Source organism: Rhodococcus sp. D-6 (assembly GCF_040256695.1).
GTDB classification, from domain to species: Bacteria; Actinomycetota; Actinomycetes; order Mycobacteriales; family Mycobacteriaceae; genus Rhodococcus; species Rhodococcus pyridinivorans.
On the sequence record NZ_CP132970.1, the window covers coordinates 4526189 to 4546808 of the forward strand.

The 20620-nt window shown below is 67.2% G+C and carries 19 protein-coding genes, 1 tRNA gene and 1 pseudogene; 11 read left to right on the plus strand and 10 right to left on the minus strand.

Features of this window, described 5'->3' with window-relative positions; all coding sequences use genetic code 11:
* The 5 genes from RBB84_RS21325 to RBB84_RS21345 all read right to left on the minus strand — a co-directional run bounded on the left by RBB84_RS21325 (position 1) and on the right by RBB84_RS21345 (position 6388).
* Positions 1 to 1485 (minus strand): penicillin-binding protein 2, encoded by a 1485-nt coding sequence (locus RBB84_RS21325; protein ID WP_350246763.1) that lies wholly within the window; start codon positions 1483 to 1485, stop codon positions 1 to 3.
* A complete protein-coding gene (locus tag RBB84_RS21330; RefSeq protein WP_006550944.1) occupies positions 1482 to 2930 on the minus strand; it encodes an FtsW/RodA/SpoVE family cell cycle protein in 1449 nt (482 codons plus the stop codon). Before RBB84_RS21330 ends, RBB84_RS21325 begins: the two co-directional genes overlap by 4 nt.
* Entirely contained in the window at positions 2930 to 4459 is a 1530-nt protein-coding gene (locus tag RBB84_RS21335; protein WP_064852647.1) for a PP2C family serine/threonine-protein phosphatase, read from the minus strand. Before RBB84_RS21335 ends, RBB84_RS21330 begins: the two co-directional genes overlap by 1 nt.
* Positions 4456 to 4917: an FHA domain-containing protein gene (locus RBB84_RS21340; RefSeq protein WP_006550946.1), complete on the minus strand. Its 462-nt coding sequence runs from the start codon at positions 4915 to 4917 to the stop codon at positions 4456 to 4458. The genes RBB84_RS21335 and RBB84_RS21340 overlap by 4 nt, the downstream gene beginning before the upstream one ends.
* 154 nt (positions 4918 to 5071) lie before the next feature.
* Entirely contained in the window at positions 5072 to 6388 is a 1317-nt protein-coding gene (locus RBB84_RS21345) for a DUF3662 and FHA domain-containing protein (protein WP_016691106.1), read from the minus strand.
* A gap of 202 nt (positions 6389 to 6590) precedes the next feature.
* Between RBB84_RS21345 and RBB84_RS21350 the strand changes: the two genes are divergently transcribed.
* Positions 6591 to 6673: transfer RNA gene (locus tag RBB84_RS21350), tRNA-Leu, on the plus strand.
* 127 nt (positions 6674 to 6800) lie between these two features.
* The gene (locus RBB84_RS21355) at positions 6801 to 7055 is read left to right on the plus strand and encodes a hypothetical protein (protein ID WP_350246764.1); all 255 of its coding nucleotides are present in this window, start codon (positions 6801 to 6803) and stop codon (positions 7053 to 7055) included.
* A gap of 42 nt (positions 7056 to 7097) precedes the next feature.
* On the opposite strand, the gene RBB84_RS21360 is transcribed toward RBB84_RS21355, so the two are convergent.
* Positions 7098 to 7706 carry a pentapeptide repeat-containing protein gene (locus RBB84_RS21360; RefSeq protein WP_041803503.1) on the minus strand — a complete coding sequence of 203 codons (609 nt, stop codon included), beginning with the start codon at positions 7704 to 7706 and terminating at the stop codon, positions 7098 to 7100.
* Between the two features lie 550 nt (positions 7707 to 8256).
* On the opposite strand from RBB84_RS21360, the gene RBB84_RS21365 reads away from it, so the two are divergent.
* From RBB84_RS21365 to RBB84_RS21375, 3 genes and pseudogenes are all read left to right on the plus strand, one after another.
* Positions 8257 to 9516: an MFS transporter gene (locus tag RBB84_RS21365; RefSeq protein ID WP_024102571.1), complete on the plus strand. Its 1260-nt coding sequence runs from the start codon at positions 8257 to 8259 to the stop codon at positions 9514 to 9516.
* A gap of 81 nt (positions 9517 to 9597) precedes the next feature.
* Positions 9598 to 10239: pseudogene (locus tag RBB84_RS21370) on the plus strand (dihydrofolate reductase family protein).
* A 46-nt stretch (positions 10240 to 10285) separates the two neighbouring features.
* On the plus strand, positions 10286 to 10492 hold the full coding sequence (locus tag RBB84_RS21375) for a hypothetical protein (RefSeq protein ID WP_006553307.1): 207 nt from the start codon (positions 10286 to 10288) through the stop codon (positions 10490 to 10492).
* Between the two features lie 92 nt (positions 10493 to 10584).
* On the opposite strand, the gene RBB84_RS21380 is transcribed toward RBB84_RS21375, so the two are convergent.
* Complete coding sequence (locus RBB84_RS21380; protein ID WP_350246765.1) at positions 10585 to 11130, minus strand: helix-turn-helix domain-containing protein; 546 nt, start codon at positions 11128 to 11130, stop codon at positions 10585 to 10587.
* An 87-nt stretch (positions 11131 to 11217) separates the two neighbouring features.
* On the opposite strand from RBB84_RS21380, the gene RBB84_RS21385 reads away from it, so the two are divergent.
* The 6 genes from RBB84_RS21385 to RBB84_RS21410 all read left to right on the plus strand — a co-directional run bounded on the left by RBB84_RS21385 (position 11218) and on the right by RBB84_RS21410 (position 16584).
* Positions 11218 to 11583 (plus strand): nuclear transport factor 2 family protein, encoded by a 366-nt coding sequence (locus RBB84_RS21385; RefSeq protein ID WP_350246766.1) that lies wholly within the window; start codon positions 11218 to 11220, stop codon positions 11581 to 11583.
* Between the two features lie 93 nt (positions 11584 to 11676).
* On the plus strand, positions 11677 to 12024 hold the full coding sequence (locus RBB84_RS21390; RefSeq protein WP_350246767.1) for a metal-sensitive transcriptional regulator: 348 nt from the start codon (positions 11677 to 11679) through the stop codon (positions 12022 to 12024).
* A 40-nt stretch (positions 12025 to 12064) separates the two neighbouring features.
* Positions 12065 to 12271, plus strand: coding sequence for a cation transporter (locus tag RBB84_RS21395; RefSeq protein ID WP_016691112.1), 207 nt, complete (start codon positions 12065 to 12067; stop codon positions 12269 to 12271).
* Complete coding sequence (locus RBB84_RS21400; protein ID WP_350246768.1) at positions 12268 to 13230, plus strand: hypothetical protein; 963 nt, start codon at positions 12268 to 12270, stop codon at positions 13228 to 13230. Before RBB84_RS21395 ends, RBB84_RS21400 begins: the two co-directional genes overlap by 4 nt.
* 26 nt (positions 13231 to 13256) lie before the next feature.
* Complete coding sequence (locus tag RBB84_RS21405; RefSeq protein WP_350246769.1) at positions 13257 to 15539, plus strand: heavy metal translocating P-type ATPase; 2283 nt, start codon at positions 13257 to 13259, stop codon at positions 15537 to 15539.
* 46 nt (positions 15540 to 15585) lie between these two features.
* Positions 15586 to 16584 (plus strand): MDR family oxidoreductase, encoded by a 999-nt coding sequence (locus RBB84_RS21410; RefSeq protein WP_024102576.1) that lies wholly within the window; start codon positions 15586 to 15588, stop codon positions 16582 to 16584.
* Between the two features lie 74 nt (positions 16585 to 16658).
* Here the strand turns inward: RBB84_RS21410 and RBB84_RS21415 are convergent, their stop codons facing one another.
* The 3 genes from RBB84_RS21415 to RBB84_RS21425 form a co-directional block, all read right to left on the minus strand.
* Positions 16659 to 18218: a catalase gene (locus RBB84_RS21415; RefSeq protein ID WP_269456331.1), complete on the minus strand. Its 1560-nt coding sequence runs from the start codon at positions 18216 to 18218 to the stop codon at positions 16659 to 16661.
* Positions 18219 to 18484: 266 nt separating this feature from the next.
* The gene (locus RBB84_RS21420; RefSeq protein WP_350246772.1) at positions 18485 to 19744 is read right to left on the minus strand and encodes a glycosyltransferase 87 family protein; all 1260 of its coding nucleotides are present in this window, start codon (positions 19742 to 19744) and stop codon (positions 18485 to 18487) included.
* 67 nt (positions 19745 to 19811) lie between these two features.
* Complete coding sequence (locus RBB84_RS21425; RefSeq protein ID WP_350246774.1) at positions 19812 to 20528, minus strand: SOS response-associated peptidase; 717 nt, start codon at positions 20526 to 20528, stop codon at positions 19812 to 19814.
* Positions 20529 to 20620 lie beyond the last annotated feature (92 nt).

Consider the following 20620-nt stretch of genomic DNA (forward strand, 5'->3'; position numbering starts at 1 on the left):
TCAGCCTCCCTGTAATCCGGCCGAGATGACGGCCCGTCCGATCGGGGCGGCCACCGAACCGCCGGTCGCGGCGAGTGCTCGGTCGCCGCCGTCCTCCACGATCACCGCGACGGCGATGCGGGGTTGTTGTGCAGGTGCGAATGCGATGTACCAGGTGTGCGGCGGGGTGTTCCGCGGATCGTTGCCGTGTTCCGCGGTGCCCGTCTTCGACGCGATCTGCACACCCTGGATGGCACCGCCACCGCCGGCGTTGTTCTCGGCACCGATCATCAGGTCGGTGAGGGTCGCCGAGACCTCCGGCGAGATCGCCTGGCCCAGCGATTCGGGCTTGGTCTCCTCGAGCACCGTCAGGTCGGGCCCCTGCCGACGGTCGACGAGATACGGCTTCATGCGCACCCCGCCGTTGGCGATGGTCGCGGCGATCGACGCGTTCTGCAACGGAGTGAGGGCCACATCCCGCTGGCCGATGCTCGACTGGCCGAGTGCCGCGCCGTCCGGGATGGGGCCGACGGTGCTCGCCGCGACGGGCAGCGGGACGTCGAGGGTCTCGCCGATGCCGAGCTTCTCCGCCTGCGAGACCAGGGCCTCGCGTCCGTCGTCGATGCCCATCTCGACGAAGGCCGTGTTGCACGACCGCGCGAACGCCTCCCGCAGCGTCACCGTCGATGCGTCGCCGCACGCGGCCCCGCCGTAGTTCTCGAGGGTCGTCGCGGTGTCGGGCAGGGTGATCTGCGGCGCTGCGGTGAACTGCGTGTCGGGGGTGACGCCGTTCTCGAGCGCGGCCGCCGTCACGACGACCTTGAAGGTCGAGCCCGGAGGGTAGGTCTGGGAGATCGCGCGGTTGAGCATCGGCTTCTCGGGATCGGCGTTGAGCTCGTCCCAGGCCTGCGAGGTCGCGGCGCCGTGGTGTCCCGACAACCGGTTGGGGTCGTAACTCGGCGTGCTCACCATCCCGAGGATCCTGCCGGTGCTCGGTTCGATCGCGACCACCGAGCCCGTGTAACCCTTCGAGGTCAGCTCGTCGTAGGCCACCTGCTGAACGACCGGATCGATCGTGGACACGACGTTTCCGCCGCGTGGGTTGCGGCCCGACACCAGGTCGAACAGTCGACGTCCGAACAGCAGGTTGTCGGAACCGTTGAGCAGCGAGTCCTCGGACCGTTCGAGTCCGGTGCTGCCGTATTGCATCGAGTAGAAGCCGGTCACCGACGCGTAGGCCAGCGGGCTCATCGGCTGGGTCGGCGGCGCCGGGTATTCGCGCAGGTACTTGTAGCGGCTGTCGGTGGGCACCGACACCGCGAGAGCCTGACCGGCCGCGACGATCTGTCCGCGCTGACGGGAGTACTCGTCGATCAGCACACGCGAGTTGCGCGGATCGGTACGGAGATCGTCGGCCTTGATGACCTGCACGTAGGTGGCGTTTGCGAGCAGCGCGACGACCATGAACATCACGGCCATCGCGACCTTGCGGAGCGGACCGTTCATTCGCGCCCCATCATTTCCGTCTTGGCCTCGGCGATCGGCGTGGGCGCCTTCTTACGGGGGATCGCGGGTTGGCGGGCAGCGTGCGAGATCTTCATCAACAGAGCCAGGAGCAGATAGTTTGCGAGCAGCGACGAACCACCGTAGGACACGAACGGTGTGGTCAGGCCGGTCAGGGGGATCAACTTCGTGACACCGCCGACCACCACGAACAGCTGGACGGCGAGGGTGAACGACAGGCCGGCGGCGAGCAGCTTGCCGAAGCTGTCGCGCACCGCCAGCGCCGTGCGCATGCCGCGGACGACGAGGATCAGGAACAACAGCAGGATGGCGGCCAGGCCGATCAGGCCGAGTTCCTCACCGATCGCGGCGACGATGAAGTCGGTCTTCGCGAACGGCACCTGCCCCGGCCGCCCGCTGCCCAGACCGGTGCCGGCGACCCCGCCGGTCGCGAGACCGAACAGCGACTGGGAGATCTGGTAGCCGGTGTTGTTGTAGTCGGCGAGCGGATCGAGCCAGGTCTCCACGCGCACCCGCACGTGACCGAACATCTGGTACGCCGCGTAGAAGCCGACGGCGAGCAACGAGAATCCGATGATCAGCCAGCCGACACGTTCGGTCGCGATGTAGAGCATCACCAGCACGGTGGTGAACAGCAGCAGCGACGTGCCGAGGTCCTTCTCGAAGACCATCACACCGATCGAGATGATCCAGGCCGCCAGGATCGGGCCGAGATCGCGGGCGCGGGGGAAGTCCATTCCCAGGAAGTGCTTGCCTGCGGTGGTGAACAGGTCGCGCTTCGCCACGAGGACCGATGCGAAGAAGATGATCAGCAGGATCTTCGCGAACTCGCCGGGCTGGATGCTGAAACCGGGCAGCCGGATCCAGATCTTGGCGCCGTTGACCTCGGAGAACCTGCTCGGCAGCAGGGCCGGGATCGCGAGTGCGATCAGGCCGATGAGACCGAGCGTGTAGCTGAACCGCGCGAGCAGACGGTAGTCGTGCAGGAACACGAGCACGACGATGAACAGCGCGATGCCGAGCGCCGTCCACAGCACCTGCTGCGTCGCATCGGGCGACGGCGGCGGCAGGCCCATGTAACGGGCGTTCTCCTGATCGGACAGGTCGAGCCGGTGGATGAGCACGAGTCCGAGACCGTTGAGCAGCGCGACGATCGGCAACAGCAGGGGATCGGCGTACTTCGCGAAGCGCCGGACCGCGAGGTGCGCGGCGAGGAACAGCGCAGCGAAAGTCACCCCGTACTTGAGCAGGTCGAGGGTCAGCGCCTGCTCCATCGAGACCTCGACGAGCATGAGCGACACCGTCGTGACACCGATGGCCGCGACGATCAGGGCCAGTTCGGTGTTGCGCCGGGTCGACTGGACGGGCGCCGGGGCGAAACCTCCCGGAGGGCTCGGGAAGTCCCCCACACCATGGGACACCGACATCAGGCGCCCACCCTGCAGTTCTGACCGGGGATCTGGGGCGCGGGCTCGGGAGCCGGCTCCGTGTTCGGAGCGGGTTCGCCGGGAGTCGGCTCGCCGGGAAGCAGTTCGCCGGGCTGGGAGGCCGGTGCCGGTTGGCCCGGCTGCGGCTCACCGGACGCCGGCGGCTGCACCGTGGGTGTCTCGGTGGGCGGGGTGCCGTTCGGTCCGGGAGCCGGCGCCGGCTCGCCCGGCCCGGGGGCCGGTGCGGGAGTGGGCTCGGGTTCCTCCGGGGTGCACACCGGCAGCAGGTCCAGTTCGGCGAGCCGCTGCATCTGCTCGCGGGTGTCGTCGAGCGACCCCGACGGAAGACCGGCACGGACCTGTTCGCGGGCGGCAGGCCACAGATCGTCGACGAGCATCACCCGGCACGACGCGCTGGCGGGGTCGACGAGCGTGAGGTCGCCCTCGTCGGTGATGCACCCGACGCGCGCGGCCTCCTGCAGCGAGTAGCCGAAGACGTCGCCGGGGATGCCGCGCAGCACGGTCACGCGACCGTCGTCGGCGCTGACGTAGTAGTTGTTGCGGATCAGCTGGCGGCCGACGAACAGACCACCGACCAGCACCGCGATGATCACGACGGCGGCGACCGGCCACCACAGGCGGCTGCGCTTCTTCTTCGGCGCCGGCTCCGGGGCCTTGTTGATGACCCGCTTCGGGGTGGCGCGCGGTGGCCGCATCGCGGCGGCGCGACCCGCTGCGGTGTTCGGCGGGGGAGTGTCCTCGTCGTCGTCCGCGGATGCCGCTCCGGCGACGATGGGATGCGACTGGCCGTAGTCGAGATCGATCACGTCGGCGACGACCACGGTGACGTTGTCGGGGCCGCCGCTGCGCAGCGCCAGCTCGATGAGCCGGTCGGCGCACTCGTCGTGCGTGCCCTGCCGCATGGTGTCGGCGATCGTCTCGTCGCTGACGACGTCGGACAGGCCGTCGGAGCACACCAGATAGCGGTCGCCGGCGCGGGCCTCGCGCACGGTGAGGGTCGGTTCGACCTCGCTGCCCGTCAGCGCGCGCATGATCAACGAGCGCTGCGGGTGCGTGTGCGCCTGCTCGGGGGTGATGCGGCCCTCGTCCACGAGCGACTGCACGAAGGTGTCGTCGCGGGTGATCTGGGTGAGCTGGTCGTCGCGCAGCAGATAGGCGCGGGAATCGCCGATGTGGGCGAGTCCGAGTTTGCTGCCTGCGAAGAGGATGGCCGTGAGCGTCGTGCCCATGCCGTCGAGTTCGGGTTCTTCCTCGACCTGGTCGGCGATGGAGGCGTTGCCTTCGCGGACGGCCGCGGCGAGCTTGCCGAGGAGGTCGCCGCCCGGCTCGTCGTCGTCGAGGTGGGCGAGCGCCGCGATCATCAGCTGTGAGGCGACCTCACCGGCCGCGTGGCCGCCCATGCCGTCGGCGAGGGCGAGCAGGCGGGCACCGGCGTAGACGGAGTCCTCGTTGTTGGAGCGCACGAGGCCGCGATCGCTGCGGGCGGCATATCGGAGTACGAGGGTCACGGGCGGAGCTCGATCACGGTCTTGCCCACCCGGACCGGGGTTCCGAGCGGGACACGGACAGCGGTGGTGACCTTCGCGCGGTCGAGATACGTGCCGTTCGTCGACCCCAGGTCTTCGACGTACCAGTCGGAACCTCGTGGCGACAGGCGTGCGTGGCGCGTGGATGCGTAGTCGTCGGTCAGCACGAGTGTGGAGTCGTCGGCACGGCCGATGAGAACCGGCTGGGTGCCGAGCGTGATCCTCGTGCCGGCCAGCGCGCCCTGCGTGACCACCAGGTACTTGGCGGTCTTGTTACGGCTCAGCGTCGGCAGCACCGACTGCTTGGGCGAGTAACGCGGGAGCGGTCGCGCGGCACCGGCGTAGATGTCGGACCGGAGCGTGCGCAACACCGCCCATACGAACAACCACAGCAGGAGGAGGAATCCCGCTCGGGTCAGCTGCAGAATCAGCCCCTGCACGGTGCATCCTCCTTCGGGGTAGTCGACCGGTCGTATTCCAGGTCGTGCGGTCACTCACAATACGGACACCGGACGACTCCATGCAGCGTCCGACGCGCTGTCACACGCGTCGGACGGTATGAACGGGTCCGGTAGGTCTTTCGATACCGGCTGATCAGAGGATGCGCACGAGGATTTCGGAGTGCCCGGCGCGAATCACGTCACCATCGGCGAGCTGCCAGTCCTGCACCGAGGCGCCGTTGACCGTCGTGCCGTTCGTCGACCCGAGATCGGAGAGCATCGCGACCTGGCCGTCCCAGCGGATGTCGATGTGGCGACGCGAGACGCCGGTGTCGGGCAAGCGGAACTGTGCGTCCTGGCCGCGGCCGATGATGTTGCTGCCCTCGCGGAGCTGGTAGTAGCGGCCGCTGCCGTCCTCGAGCTGGAGCGTCGCGGTCAGCACCCGGCCGGCGGCGGGGGACTGGTAGCCGGCCTGCTGGTAACCCTGGTCGTAGCCGGGGGCCGCGGCGGCGTAGCCCTGGTCGTAACCGCCCTGCTGCGCGCCGTACTGCTGGTCGTAGCCCGGCTGTGCGTAGCTCTGCTGACCGTAGGCCTGCTGGTCGTAGCCACCCTGCTGGTAGCCCTGGTCCTGGTAGCCCTGGTCGTAGCCGGGCTGGGCGTAACCCTGCTGGCCGTACGCCTGCTGGTCGTAGCCACCCTGCTGCGGGTAGTCGTGGCCGTAGTCCTGGCTGTACGCCTGCGGCTGGGCGCCCTGGGCACCGTAGGCCTGCTGGTCGTAACCGCCCTGGTCGTAGCCGCCCTGCTGGTAGTCCTGCTCACTGTAGGCCTGGCCGTACGCCTGCTGGTCGTAACCACCCTGCTGGTCGTAGCCGCCCTGAGCCTGGTCGTAGCCGGCGTTGCCGTAGCCCTGGTTGTAGCGCTGCTCCTGGCCGACGTGCGCGTGACCGTTCCGTGCGTACTGCGGTTCCGCCTCGGCGGGGTCACGGCTGGGGTCGTAGCCGGGGTTCTGCGTCATTGGGCCAGCTCCTGGTTCAGAGGTCACGGGTGGGCGGTTCTGTGGGTTCCGCGGTGACGGAGCACGCGTCGCTGAGCGCCCCGCATCGGGATCTACCGAGCCGCGAGTCCGGAACTGCCCGGTGTGCAGTGCCGACGACGACTCGAAGACGACTTGGATCTCACCGTATGTCTGCCATCCCTGTTCTCGGATGAAGTCCTCAAGGTGACGGGAGAATGCCTTCACAGTCAAGTCCCGATCCGCTGCGAGGGCGTCGTGATCGGTTTCGCTGATCGTGATGACGTAGTGATTGGGGGCGAGCATGTGGCCCCGATCGAGCTGTTGGACGCCGTCCGTTGCCTCCTGCTGCAGCGCCGCCTCGACTTCCTGGGGCACGACGCCGCCGCCGAACACGCGGGCGAAAGCGTCGCCGATCGCGGCCTGGAGTTTGCGCTCGAAGCGCTGGGCGATACCCATGGCGACCCCCTTTCCGTACTCAGCGTGTCGCAATGCAGATCTCGTCACTGCATGGTATCCACTTTTTCTCGGATTCGACCCTGCGGTATTCGGCACGTCTCCGACGGATGTGCTCGGCGATCGGGCCGACGGCGCTCGCAGCCCTCTGACCAGGCGAATAGTTGTTTGGCTCCGGTGTGTGTTACTGTTTTCGGCGTTGCTCGGGCGAGTGGCGGAATGGCAGACGCGCTGGCTTCAGGTGCCAGTGTCCTTCGGGACGTGGGGGTTCAAGTCCCCCTTCGCCCACAGTGTGCAGTTTCACGAACTGCGACGGACGAGGTCACGAACTCTTCGGAGATCGTGACCTCGTTTTCGTTTGCCCGATCCCGATCCCGCTGTCGTTGCCGGCCTCGATCCGAGAGGAACCATCACCGTGCCTGGACTGCCCGGCCGGCTCGACCGCACCTTCCACCTCGACGCGATCCGGGAACTGATGCGTGTCGCCCAGGACGAACTGCGCATCTTCCCGCTCGTGGAGTCCGGAACCTCGGTCCTCTGGCCCTACCTGGACGAACTGCTCGACGACCTCCGGGAACACGGTATCGACGGTGAGGTCGTGGAGGTCGACTACCGATTCCAGAAGGGCGCCCACCACATGCTGGTGTGCCGCCGCATCGGGTTTCCCTGAGCGAAAGGAAGGGCGCGGGGTGGCCGCGCCCTTCCCGATCGGCTACTCGCTCGACCAACTCCGCGGTACCGGCACGCCCGTGGGTACTCCCGTCCGTCGATTGCCGTGCGCGGCGGCGAGTTGCGGGCCGGTGAGATACAGCGCGAGGGACAGATCGGCGTCCTCCACCCGCGCGCCGCGGAGATCCGCGCCGAGCAGGTCCGCTCCCGCGAGGTCGCATCCTCGGAGGTCGGCGCCGATGAGCAGTGCGTTCCGCAGGTCGGCGCCGCACAACCGGTGGCCACGCAGATCGGTGCCCGCGAGGTCGGCGCCCGGGACGAGATCGGGATCCATCCCCTCGTCGTCCGCGAAGTACGAAGCGCGCACCTCCGCACTGACCTCCAGCAGGACCGGTCGAACGGATGCGCGTATCCCGCCGATCTCGAGGGACTCGAGTTCGTCCACGCTCCTTCGGGTTAGGGAGGCAAGGGATTCGACGAGCTCCCGCGCGTCGTCGGCGATATCCGGATCGTAGGTACGTTGCTGGGCTTCGAGCAGGTGCCACATCATCTCGTGCAGTTCTTTCACAACGGCGAATGCCGAGAACATCCGGTCGCGGGTCTCGGGTCGGTCCCGCCAACTCACGCCGGCGAACAGCTGCTGGGAGACCACCTGTCCCGCACCGAAACAGTCGAAGACCGTGCAACCGCGGAAGCCGCGGGATGACAGCGTCTCATGGATGGTGCACGAGAAGGGCGCATCGAGATGCCGGCACGGCGACCCGGCAGGCTTGTCCTCGGCGAAGTCCGAAGATCTCGTGAATCCGAAAGCCGTGCAACACAGTGCGAAGCAGCGGCTGCAGTCGCCCCGAAGATCGGATCGGTGAACGGTCGGTGATGGGGACGAGTGAAGTGATGGGGTGAGCATGTGAACTCCGAGAGTCGATTCCGATGCATGACGGGATCGGGGAACCCTGGCGCGGGTTCCCTCTCAGGGCACACGGAATCACCGCCGCCTGCAGGCGCGGTTCGCGGATGGCGCGGGACATCTGTCTCACGGATACACGGTGCTGATCACTGGACACGAAAATACCAGCAGGCACGCGCGGTGTCAGCGGGCCGGACGGCTGTCGTCGAACCTGGGAAGACCCCGCGTTCATTCGCATGACTCTCCCCGTTTCGGGCTTGACCTTGACACTGATGTCAACGTTCAGCATGGTGCCATGACCGATACCGACGCACGTGAACCGACGGGAATTCCCACGGCGACGACGATGTCGAACGCTTCTTCGACCGATCACACACTTCCCCGGGCCGCGCTGATCGCCCTGTCCTTCTCGACCTTCGCGACGGTGACCGTGGAGATGCTCCCGTCCGGCCTCCTACCGCAGATCGGAGGCGGCCTGGGCGTGGAACCTGCCGTGGTGGGAGGCCTGGTCACCGCGTGGGCGCTCACGATCGCCGTGACGAGCATGCCGCTCGTCCGGGTCGCGCGGAACGTCCGCCGCACTCGGCTGCTCCCGGCCGCGCTCGCGGTGGTGGCTGCCGCGGTGCTGGCGACGTCGCTCGCTCCGACCTTCGAGATCGCCCTCGCCGGCCGGATCGTCTCCGCGGCCGCACACGGCGTGTTCTGGGCAGTGATCGTCGTGTACGTCTCCGAGATCGTGGCACCCGACCGAATCGGGAGGGCCTTGGCGATCGTGCTCGCAGGTCCGGCGGTCGCGGGACTGGTGGGTCTTCCGATCGGGGCGGCACTGGTCGACGTCGTGGGCTGGCGCGGTGTCTTCGGAGGGGCGTCGGCGATTCTGGCGGTCACCGCGATCGCCCTCGCACTGATCCTCACCGACCCCGGGAGGACCACCGGAGGCGGAAGTTCCGGGGTGGACGAGCGCGCCTCGGGCTCCGGATGGAACCGCAGTGCGATCGCGTCGACGGGCACGGCTCTGGCAGGAACACTCGTGCTCCTGGGACATTTCGTGGTGTTCACCTACATCTCGATGATCGTCACCGACGCGGCCCGGTTCGGATCCGGATCTCTGGCGATTCTCCTGGCGGTGTTCGGAGCGGCCGGCGCTGTCGGTGTCACGGCCTCCGGATGGTTGTCGGACCGTTGGCCGAGAGCAACCGTCCCCGCCACGGTCCTCGCCCTGCTCACGGCCTTCGTCATCGTGACCGTCGCGCCGACGGTGCCGGTGTTGTTCGTGATCGCGATCGTGTTATGGGGACTCGTCTCCGGGGTGTTCCCGCCTGCGATGCAGGTCCGGGTCCTCCGACTCGCATCCGCGCGATTCCGCACGACCGCCGGTGGGGTTGTGGTTGCGACCTTCAATCTCGGAGTGGCCGCCGGTGCCGCTCTCGGGGGCGTGGTCGTCGGTTCCGGTGTCGACCGTCTGGCCCCGGTGGCCCTGGTCGTCACCACCGTCGGTGCAGTCGCTCTCGCGCTCCTCGCCCGGGTGGGAACGGCGCCGGTTCCGTCTCCGTGATCCGGGCAGCGTCCGATGACTTCGCGTAGTTCACGGGGTCTTCCTCTTCGTACCGATCGATCGGGATGTGAGGAGAAGAGAGTGAGCCAGTTGTTGCGAGTACAGAACTTTTCGGTGTCGAGCGACGGCATCGGCGCGAGAGAGGACCAGAGCTTCGAGAGTCCCTTCGGCCTGGATCCGGGTCCGATGTTCGAGTGGGCCGGCGCCACGGCGAGTTGGCACCTGCGCACCGAACCCGGCGGGAGCCGGGGGCTCGACGACTACTTCATCCGGGACTTCTCCTGCAATATCGGTGCGGAGATCATGGGACGCAACAAGTTCGGTCCTTAGCGGGGTTCGTGGCAGGACCACGAATGGCAGGGTTGGTGGGGTGACGAGCCGCCGTTCCATACCCCCGTGTTCGTTCTGACCCACCACGAACGTCCGTCCTTCACGCTCTCCGACACCACCTTCCATTTCGTGAACGGTGAACCGGCCGCGGTGCTCGAACAGGCTCGCGCCGCCGCGGAGGGCAAGGACGTCCGACTCGGAGGTGGCGTCTCCACCATCCGTGAGTTCCTCGAGGCCGATCTGGTCGACACCATGCACGTCGTGGTGGCGCCGGTGCGGTACGGCACCGGTCTGAAGCTCTGGGACTCCCCGGACGAACTACGGGACCGTTTCCACCTCGAGGTCGCGCCCAGCGCGAGCGGGGTGGTGCATCACCTGTTCTGGAGGAAGTGAACGCCTGCGACCGGCGCATAATGGGGGATGGGGGTAGGAGGTCGTCATGCGTGCTCTGAGTGGCCTACTGGATGTCGTGCTCGGACTTCTCACCGCCCTGCTCGGCACCGTCCTGGGGATCGTCGCCGCGGTGGTGATGCTCCTGGGCGCGGTGTTGTGCGTGACGATCCTGCTGATTCCGCTGGGCATTCCCGTCATCCGGCTCTCCCGCCGTCTGTTCACCCTCGCAGGGAAGATGATGCACGTGCCCTGAGCTTCACGGGGAGCTCGTTGTGCGGCGCGTGACCCGGGCGCCGTGGATGTCGCTCCCGCCCCGAAACGACGACTCATCCGCACGAAATGTCGTTACGACACCGTGGGCTCGTGACCAGCGTCTGCGTCTGCGTCTGCGCGTCCGGACGCGGTGCCGGTTCTGTGGGCATAGCGTTTGCGCATCTCGGGTCCCGCCGCCGGGCCGGCGGTATAGATGTATCGCGGATCGTCGACGCGCTCGCCGGTGGCGGCATCGACGACCACCGGCTCGACTTCGCGGCCGGTGTGTGAGTCGACCAGGATCATGGACCGCTCCTGCGCGGCCAGTTGCGCATTCCGCCAGGCCGCCAGCGCGATCAGCACGGGCCGTAGCGATCGGCCGAGCGCGGTGAGTACGTATTCGTAACGAACGGGTCGTTCCTGATACGGCTTCCGCTCCAGGATTCCTGCCTCGACAAGCGCTTTCAATCTGCTCGTGAGCATGCTCGACGAGATCCCGGTGTTGTCCTGGAACTCGTCGAAGCGCGAATAACCGTCGAAGCAGTCGTGGAGTATCAGCACCGTCCACCACTCACCGACCAGGCCCAATGTCGTCGACAGCGGACACTCGCGGTCCTCGAGACGAATTCTGCCGGCCATGCCACCTCCTCGACGTCGCTGCTATTCTAGCAGTCACCGTTACTTCTAAAATAGAAGTGACTTCGAGGACTATCGAGAGGAACTGCAATGGCGAATTCCGTGGTCGACCGGTGTCCGGATGCCGTGCGCGCCTACCTGGCTCTTGCTTCAGGCGAGGATCGCACCGCGGCGACTCCGCTCTTTGCGGAGGATGTGCACGTGACGGACGACGGCACCGACCATCGTGGCAGGGCCGAGATCAGGGAGTGGCTCGACCGGGTCGCGGGTGAGTTCTCGTACACCACAACCCCGATCTCCGCCGACGGCGACGCCGCCTCGGATCGGGTGTCGGTGCGGTGCCGAATCGAAGGGAACTTCCCCGGGGGTGTCGTCGACCTGGATTACTGCTTCCGTCTCGATGCGGCCGGTCGGCTCGCGAGTCTGGTGATCGCCCCGGCCGTCGACCAGGGGTGATGTCTCTCGGTGGTCGCTCCTTGTCGTACATACCCTAGGGGGGTATGGTATTCGTCAGGACGACCACCGAGCGCACCGACAAGGACGACTCCGATGCCGAATACCTCGAGCGAAACCGTGCACACCGAGGCCGTCGCACACGACGACGCGCATCAGCACAGCTACATCGCCAACAACACCAAGGCCGACTACCTCAAGCGACTGCGTCGCATCGAGGGGCAGGCCCGCGGCTTGCAGCGGATGGTCGAGGAAGAGAAGTACTGCATCGACATCCTCACGCAGATCGCGGCGATGAAGAAGGCTCTCGAGGCCGTCGCGCTCGGTCTGCTCGACGAGCACATGGCGCACTGCGTGGCCGGTGCCGTGCGCGCCGGCGGCGACGAGGCCGATCTCAAGTTGAAGGAAGCCAGCGACGCCATCGCGCGACTCGTCCGTTCCTGATCGTCCAGACCCGTTCACGACCCGTATCCGAGGAGTTCCCATGAGCCAGACCAGCACCTACACCGTCACCGGCATGACCTGCCAGCACTGCGTCGCGTCGGTCACCGAAGAGGTCCAGGAGATCCCGGGCGTCGAGAACGTCGAGGTCGATCTGGCCACCGGTGCCGTCACCGTCACGAGCGCCGAGTCCCTCGACGATGCCGCCGTCGCGGCCGCCGTCGAGGAGGCCGGCTACAGCCTCGCATGAACACCCCGGCCAAGCTCACCGGCTTCGTCACCGCCGTAGCCGCGGTCTTCGGTATCGCGTTGCTCGTCGGCGCGACCGTCGGCCCGGTGGAGGAGCAGACCGAGGATCCTGCCGCGAGCGCCCACGACGCCGGTCACGGTAATGGCACCGCCACCGGCGACGCCGCGGAAACACCTGCTGTGGAAGAAATCCCGGGAGGACTGATGACGTACCGGAACGGTTATGCCCTCGCACTCGCCGAGGCGAACCTCGAGTCGGGCGAGGACAGGAACCTGACATTCGCGATCAACGGTCCCGGCGGCGCGCCGGTGACCGACTTCGACGTCACCCACGACAAAGAGCTGCACCTGATCGCCGTGCGCCGCGACTTCACCGGCTTCCAGCACGTCCATCCCGTGCTCGACGAGAACACCGGCATCTGGTCCGTCGACGTCGACCTCACGCCCGGCACGTGGCGGGTCTTCACCGACTTCACACCCACCGGGGAAGAGCCGCTCACGTTGGGCACCGACCTCGCGGTGGCAGGCGAATTCGTTCCTGCCGCACCGCAGGCCGACAACCGCACCGCAACCGTCGACGACTACGAGGTCACCCTCGACGGCGACCTGTCGTCGGGCAGCGACGCGATGCTCACCCTCACGGTGAGCAAGGACGGACGGCCGCTCACCGACCTGCAGCCCTATCTCGGTGCCTACGGACACCTGGTGGCACTGCGCGGCGGCGACCTCGCCTATCTGCACGTCCACCCGGACGGGACACCCGGCGACGGCACCACACGACCCGGTCCCGAGGTCGTCTTCCACACCTCCGTCCCGAGTGCCGGCACCTATCACCTCTATCTCGACTTCCAGCACGACGGAGTGGTTCGCACCGCGGCCTTCACCCTCACCGCCGGAGGCACCGGCGAGGTGCAGCCGGGGCCCGGCGCACACGGTGACCACAGCCATTCCGGCCGCTGACGGCCCATTCTTCCGAGGAGACGCACATGACCACGCAGAGTCAGCCGGTCGCCGCCGAATCGATCGAGCTCGCCATCACCGGCATGACCTGCGCATCCTGCGCCAATCGCATCGAGCGCAAGCTCAACAAGCTCGACGGCGTCACCGCGACCGTCAACTACGCCACGGAGAAGGCGAAGGTCAGCTACCCCGACGACGTGACACCCGAGGATCTCGTCACGGTCGTCGAACAGGCCGGCTACGGCGCCGCACTGCCGCCGCCGTCCGCGCAGGCGACCGGCCGGACCGGTGACGTGCCCGAATCCGATCCCGTTGCGCCGCTTCGTCACAGGCTCGTCGTTTCGGCGATCCTGACGGTGCCGGTGATCGCGATGGCGATGATCCCGGCCCTGCAGTTCACCAACTGGCAGTGGCTTTCGCTCACCCTCGCCGCGCCGGTCGTGGTGTGGGGTGCCTGGCCCTTCCACCGGGCGGCGTGGATCAACCTGCGCCACGGCACGTCCACCATGGACACGCTCGTGTCGCTGGGAACCCTTGCCGCCCTAGGGTGGTCGGTCTACGCCCTGTTCTGGGGAACGGCGGGTGAACCGGGGATGGTCCACCCGTTCGAATTCACCATCGCGCGGGGCGACGGCAGCGGCAACATCTATCTCGAGGCCGCGGCCGGTGTCACGACGTTCATCCTCGCCGGGCGCTACTTCGAGCAACGGTCGAAGCGACGTGCCGGCGCCGCCCTGCGTGCCCTGCTCGAACTCGGAGCCAAGGACGTCGCGGTCCTCGGACCGGACGGGACCACCGAGACCCGAATTCCGTTGGAGCAGTTGGCAGTCGGAGATCTGTTCGTCGTGCGCCCGGGCGAGAAGATCGCCACCGACGGTGTGATCGAACGGGGCACGTCGGCGGTCGACGCGTCGATGCTGACCGGTGAATCGGTTCCCGTCGAGGTCGGTGTGGGCGACAGTGTCGTCGGCGGAACGGTCGACGTCGGTGGACGACTTGTGGTGCGCGCGACCCGCGTGGGCTCCGACACCCAGCTCGCGCAGATGGCGAAGCTGGTGGAGGACGCCCAGAACGGCAAGGCCCAGGTGCAGCGTCTGGCCGACCGGATCTCCGGCATCTTCGTGCCGATCGTCCTGCTGATCGCGGCCGGCACCCTCGGTTTCTGGCTCGGCACCGGCAACGGGCCCGCGGCGGCCTTCACCGCGGCGGTCGCCGTGCTGATCATCGCCTGCCCCTGCGCCCTCGGCCTGGCCACCCCGACCGCGCTGATGGTCGGTACCGGTCGCGGCGCTCAGCTCGGCATCCTCATCAAGGGCCCCGAGGTCCTCGAATCGACCCGCTCGGTCGACACCGTGGTCCTCGACAAGACCGGCACGGTCACCACCGGCCGGATGACCCTGCGCGAGGTCGTCGCCGACGACGGTGAGAACGCCGACGAGGTGCTGCGGTACGCCGGGGCACTCGAGTCGGCGTCGGAACACCCGATCGCACGTGCCGTCAGCGATGCTGCTGCGGACAGGTTCGGCGGCCTGCCCCAGGTCGAGGACTTCACGAACGTCGAGGGTCTCGGTGTCCAGGGAGTGCTCGTCGACGGTGACACCAGCCGCGCGGTGCTGGTGGGACGCCCGAAGCTGCTGGCCGACTGGTCGCAGCACCTCTCCGAGAAGCTGCAGCAGGCGTTCGAGCAGGCCCAGAAGTCCGGTGGCACGGCCATCGCCGTCGGCTGGAACGGAAAGGCCCGCGGCATCGTCGTCGTGGCGGACGCAGTCAAGCCGACCTCCGCGAAGGCCGTCGCCGAACTGCGGGAACTCGGCCTGCGTCCGATCCTGCTCACCGGCGACAACGCCGCCGTCGCGCACACCGTGGCGGCCGAGGTCGGCATCGACGAGGCCGACGTGATCGCCGACGTGCTGCCCACCGACAAGGTCGACGTGGTCGAGCGACTCCAGCGCGAAGGCGCGGTGGTCGCGATGGTCGGCGACGGTGTCAACGACGCCGCGGCGCTCGCCCGCGCCGACCTGGGCCTGGCGATGGGCACGGGCACCGACGTCGCGATCGAGGCGAGCGACCTGACGTTGGTCCGCGGCGACCTCATGGTCGCGGTCGACGCCATCCGGTTGTCGCGCCGGACGCTGACGACGATCAAGGGCAACCTGTTCTGGGCGTTCGCATACAACGTCGCGGCACTGCCGCTGGCGGCCGCGGGCCTGCTGAACCCGATGCTCGCCGGTGCCGCGATGGCGTTCTCGTCGGTCTTCGTGGTCTCCAACAGCCTGCGACTGCGACGGTTCCGCGCACACGCGGCCTGACCGCTTTCGGCTGCAGCGAGGAGGACGGCCTGTCAGGATCGGATCCATGACACAGCAGTCCTCCTTCCGTGCCCTGGTCGTCGACGACACCGACGACGGCCAGGTGGCACAGTTCCGCGAACTGACCGACACCGACCTTCCCGACCACGACGTCCTCGTCGAGGTCGAGTACTCCTCGCTGAACTACAAGGATGGTCTCGTGATCGCGGGACCGCAGAAGATGGCGCGACGCACCCCGCTGGTCGCCGGAGCCGATCTCGCCGGGACAGTCCTCGAGAGCAGCAATCCCGACTGGAAGCCGGGCGACCGCGTCGTCGTCAACGGCTGGGGTCTGTCCGAGACCCAGTCGGGCGGGTACACCCGGCGCCAGCGTGTGAAGCCCGAATGGCTCGTGCGCATCCCCGACGCCTTCTCCACCCGCGACGCCATGGCCATCGGCACCGCCGGCTACACGTCCGCCCTGTGCCTCGACGCGCTCGAGCGGTACGGGATCGCATCGGACGCTGAACTGCTCGTCACCGGCGCGGCCGGTGGCGTCGGGTCGATCGCCGTCGCCCTCGCCGCTGCCGCGGGACACACGGTCGTCGCCGCGACCGGCCGTCCCGAGACCCACGACTTCCTGAGCGAACTCGGTGCGTCGTCGTTCGTCGACCGCGCCGAACTGCAGGGCAAGGGCCGGCCCCTGGGCAAGGAACGCTGGGATGCCGCGGTGGACGCGGTGGGCGGTTCGACGCTCGTGAACGTGCTGTCGCAGATCCGCTACGGCGGTGCCGTCGCCGCGTGCGGTCTCACGGAGTCGCCGTCGATGCCCGATGCCACGGTGATGCCGCACATCCTGCGCGGCGTCGCCTTGCTGGGCGTCGACTCGGTGATGGCGCCGGCTCCGCTGCGCCGGTCGGCATGGGATCGTCTCGCCCGCGATCTGCCTGCGAGCACCCTGGATTCGCTGTCGCGGGTCGAACCGCTCTCGGACGTCCCGCGACTAGCCGAGGAGATCCTCGCGGGCAAGGTGCGCGGCCGGGTGGTCGTCGACGTCACCGCCTGAGAACGGTTCCGGAGAACGACCGGTGGGCAGCCACTTCGACAAGTGACTGCCCACCGGGCCGAGACGGACGGACGCTACGAGGACGCGTGGACCTCGCGCTCGTTGGGCACGCAATGCGTCATCTGTAATCCGGTCACATCACGGGGACCGTTCTTGCCGAGATTCGCTGCGCGTTGCAGTTCGTCCTCGTCGAGGGTCTGGCTCTGCAACGGAGGTAGATCCCGTACGTCGTCGGCACTGATACCGAGTCCGTCGCCGACGCGTTGTCCGAGCTCGTCGTCGCACATGAAGAAGTGCCACACCATCCGCTCCTGCACGTCGCGGACGGCCTGCCCGATACCGTCGACGAGGTTCTTCACCAGGTCGTCCTTCTCCCACTGCTCCATGAGCTGGTAGCGCTGACCGGCCTGCTCGTAGTCGTTGGTACGCGGAATACGTTTGCGCGTGAGACGACCCCGGATCTCCGGCCCCTGATCGTCGTGGGTCGGGAACTCGGCCTCGCGCAGACCGCCGGTGATGGACGGTTCGTAGTTCACGTGCGGGTTGTCGCCGACATCGTCGACGCCGTATGCCATCGGTCCGCCCTGCTGATTGGTGGCCACGTGGGCGTTCTTCGCCGAGTTGACCGGAAGTTGCAGGTAATTGGGACCCACCCGGTAACGCTGCGTGTCGGAATAGGAGAACGTGCGTCCTACGAGCATCTTGTCGTCGGAAAAGTCGAGTCCGTCGACGAGGACGCCGGTGCCGAAGGAGATCTGTTCGTTCTCGAGGAAGTGGTTCTCGACGTTGCGGTCGATCACCATCCTGCCGACCGGCATGGCGGGGAATTCGTTCTCCGGCCAGACCTTCGTGTCGTCCAGGGGGTCGAAGTTCAACTCCGGATGGTCGTCGTCGCTCATCATCTGTACGCGCAGTTCCCATTCGGGATGGTCACCGCGCTCGATGGCCTCGTACATGTCCTTGCTGGCATGCCCGAGATCGTGCGCCTGAATGGCCGCCGCGTCGTCCTCGGTCAGGCTCTTGACACCGATCTTCGGAATCCAATGGTATTTCACGAGGTGTGTCACGCCCTCGGCGTTGACCCACTTGTAGGTGTTGACCCCGAAGCCCTGCTGAGTCCGGTAGTTGGCCGGAATGCCCCGGGGACTGAACAGATTCACCAGCATGTGCATTGCTTCGGGGGTCTGCGACATGAAGTCGAAGATGCGTGCGGGTTCCTGCCGGAAAGTGACGGGGTCGGGCTTCAGCGAATGGATGACGTCGGGGAACTTGATCGCGTCGCGAATGAAGAAGACCGCGAGGTTGTTTCCGACAAGATCCCAGTTACCGTCCTCGGTGTAGAACTTGACCGCGAAACCTCGCGGATCGCGGGCGGTTTCCGACGAGTCGCGTCCACCGATGACCGTGGAGAGCCGGATGGCGACGTCGGTCCGCTTCCCCGGCTCGGCGAAGAGTTTCGCGCGCGTGTAGTTCGTGATGGGTTCATCGCCCCATTTCCCGGTGGCTTCGAAATATCCGTAGGCGACGAAACCGCGCGCGTGCACCACTCTTTCCGGAATGCGTTCTCGATCGAAATGGCTGATCTTTTCGAGGAACTGATAGTTCTCCAGCGTCGCGGGTCCGCGTGGGCCCACCGTCCTCTGATTCTGGTTGTCGTATACGGGATGGCCCTGGCGGTTCGTCAACACACGTCGGTCGTCTCTCCGGGCCGGGCCCTGCGACGAAACATCGGTCACGGTGTTCTCCCCTCGGATGCAGTTGATGGGCTTTCTCGTAATCGAGTTGTCGACCGTCCTGTGCGGGGGCGACATCCTCTCACTATTACGTTCTTTCCGGGTTCTCGTCGGCCTTTCGCGAACAACAACCCGGATGCCCGTCAACCGGCGCACCGTCTACACGATCAACTCGCGGTCTCCGCGTTCGGCAGTTGTTTCGGTGAGGCGGAGTCCGGATCGGTCCGCCGACCGAAGGCGAGCCAGAGCAGGAATCCGAATCCGGCCGTGACGTAGAGCGTGCCGAGCAGGTGCTGCCATGCGGCCCAGCCGAGTTCGAGATCGCCTCCCGTGGGGAACAGGTGGTGCGGGCCGATCAGGAAAACGAGCGCGACGCCGACGGCGATCGCGGTGAGCCTCTGCGCATCGGTTGCGCGCCACGCCGCTAGTGCGAGGGCCAGCAGTGCCGGCGCGACCCACACCCAGTGGTGCGACCACGACACCGGCGACGCCAGCAGCACGGCCGTCGCGTTCGCGAACAGGGCGAGCACGAGATCGCCCTGCTCGAGGGCACGGCGGATGGCCACCACCGCGACCAGCAGCATCACCGCGACGGCCAGCAGCCACAGCACGGAAGCCATGAGTTCGGGCGGCCCGAAGCGGGAGATCACGGCCTTGAAGGACTGGTTGGTGGCGAAGTACGCCGCGCCGATCCGGCCGGTGTCGGGCAGGGTGTCCAGCCAGTACTTCGCGGAGGTCGCGGGCATCACGGCGAATGCGAGGGCGGTGAACCCGAAGGTCGACGCGATGATGATGGCACTGGTCCGCCGGTCGCGCCGCAGCAGGAACAGCAGCAGGAACGCGATGGGCGTGAGCTTGACGGCGGCGGCCAGTCCGATCAGCATTCCGCGCGGCCACTTCGGGGTCTTCACCAGGACGTCGAGGGCGACGAGCGCCATCAGGACGAGGTTGATCTGCCCGAACGAGATCGTCTCACGCACGGGTTCGAGCAACAGTGCTCCGGCGACCGCGACCGCGGTGACGATCCACGCCGTCCGCGCCTCGAAGTCCGGACGGAGCCGGTCCAGCACGACCCGTAGGGTGACGACGAGCGCGGCGACCGAGACGAGGGTGAAGACGATCTTGCCGAACGTCACGGGGATCAGCGCCAGGGGAGCGAAGAGCATCGCCGACAGCGGCGGGTAGGTGAACGGCAACGCGAAGTCATCGGTCACCGGAGGCATCTGTCCGTAGATGTCGGCGCCGTCGAGCAGGACCCGCGCGCCCATCCGGTAGACCAGGAAGTCGATGAGTTCGCTTCTGACGAGGATCGCGATGAGCACACCCGCGGAGACGAGCGACGCGATCACCGCGACGGCGGTACCGCGAGATCCGGTGAGGAACGGAGGCGTCGTCGAACCGGTCGGAGTCAGCCGTGATTGTCGCACCCGGCAACTTTAGTCAATTCCGATATTCGTTCCGGTCCGACGTGGGGAACGCCATACGGCCGAAATATCACGAATCGACAGGACGAAGCAGGTCGGGGTTGTTGTTCCGCGGCGAATTGACCGCTGTGCTCACCTCGTACGGTTCGAGGGTCGGTTCGGGAATCGAATTCAGCAGGGCGTCGACGTCGTTGCGGTTCTTCAGGTCGGGATCGAGCCACGGATCGACGAAGGTGTCGGGCAGGATCACCGGCGACCGTTCGTGGATGTGCCCGGCGGCGTCGGTCGCCGGACGGGTCAGCACGGTGCACGTCCACAACCAGCGGTCGGGATGGTCCTCCGGCAGCTCCGGGTCCGGCCACAGCTCGTAGAGCCCGGCCATCGAGATCGGCCCGTCCGCGTGCAGGAAGAACGGGATCTTCTTCCCGTCCTCACCCTTCATCCACTCGTAGTATCCGTCGGCCGGCAGCACGCACCGCCGCTTCGCCGCGGCCGCCTTGAAGGCCGGCTTCTGGGTGATGGTCTCGGACCGGGCGTTGATCATCCGCGACCCGATCTTCGGGTCCTTCGCCCAGAACGGCACGAGCCCCCACTTGATCTGCGAGGACACGATGCGGATCGGCTCGGCATCCGGGTCCTCGCGTGGCGCCCGCTCGAGCACGACGTTCACGCGCTGGGTGGGGGCGATGTTGTACGACGGGGGCAGTTCCTCACCCACTGCCTCGACGGCGTCGTAGGCCGCGAGCAGATCCCCACGGGTACTGGTGCTGGCATAGCGTCCACACACGATGCATCTCCCGTCGGCGACTCCGGAGCGACGATTCGATTCTCTCTCATCGATCGCTCCGGAGCGGATCGCTCGGACGGAGACGGAGCGGG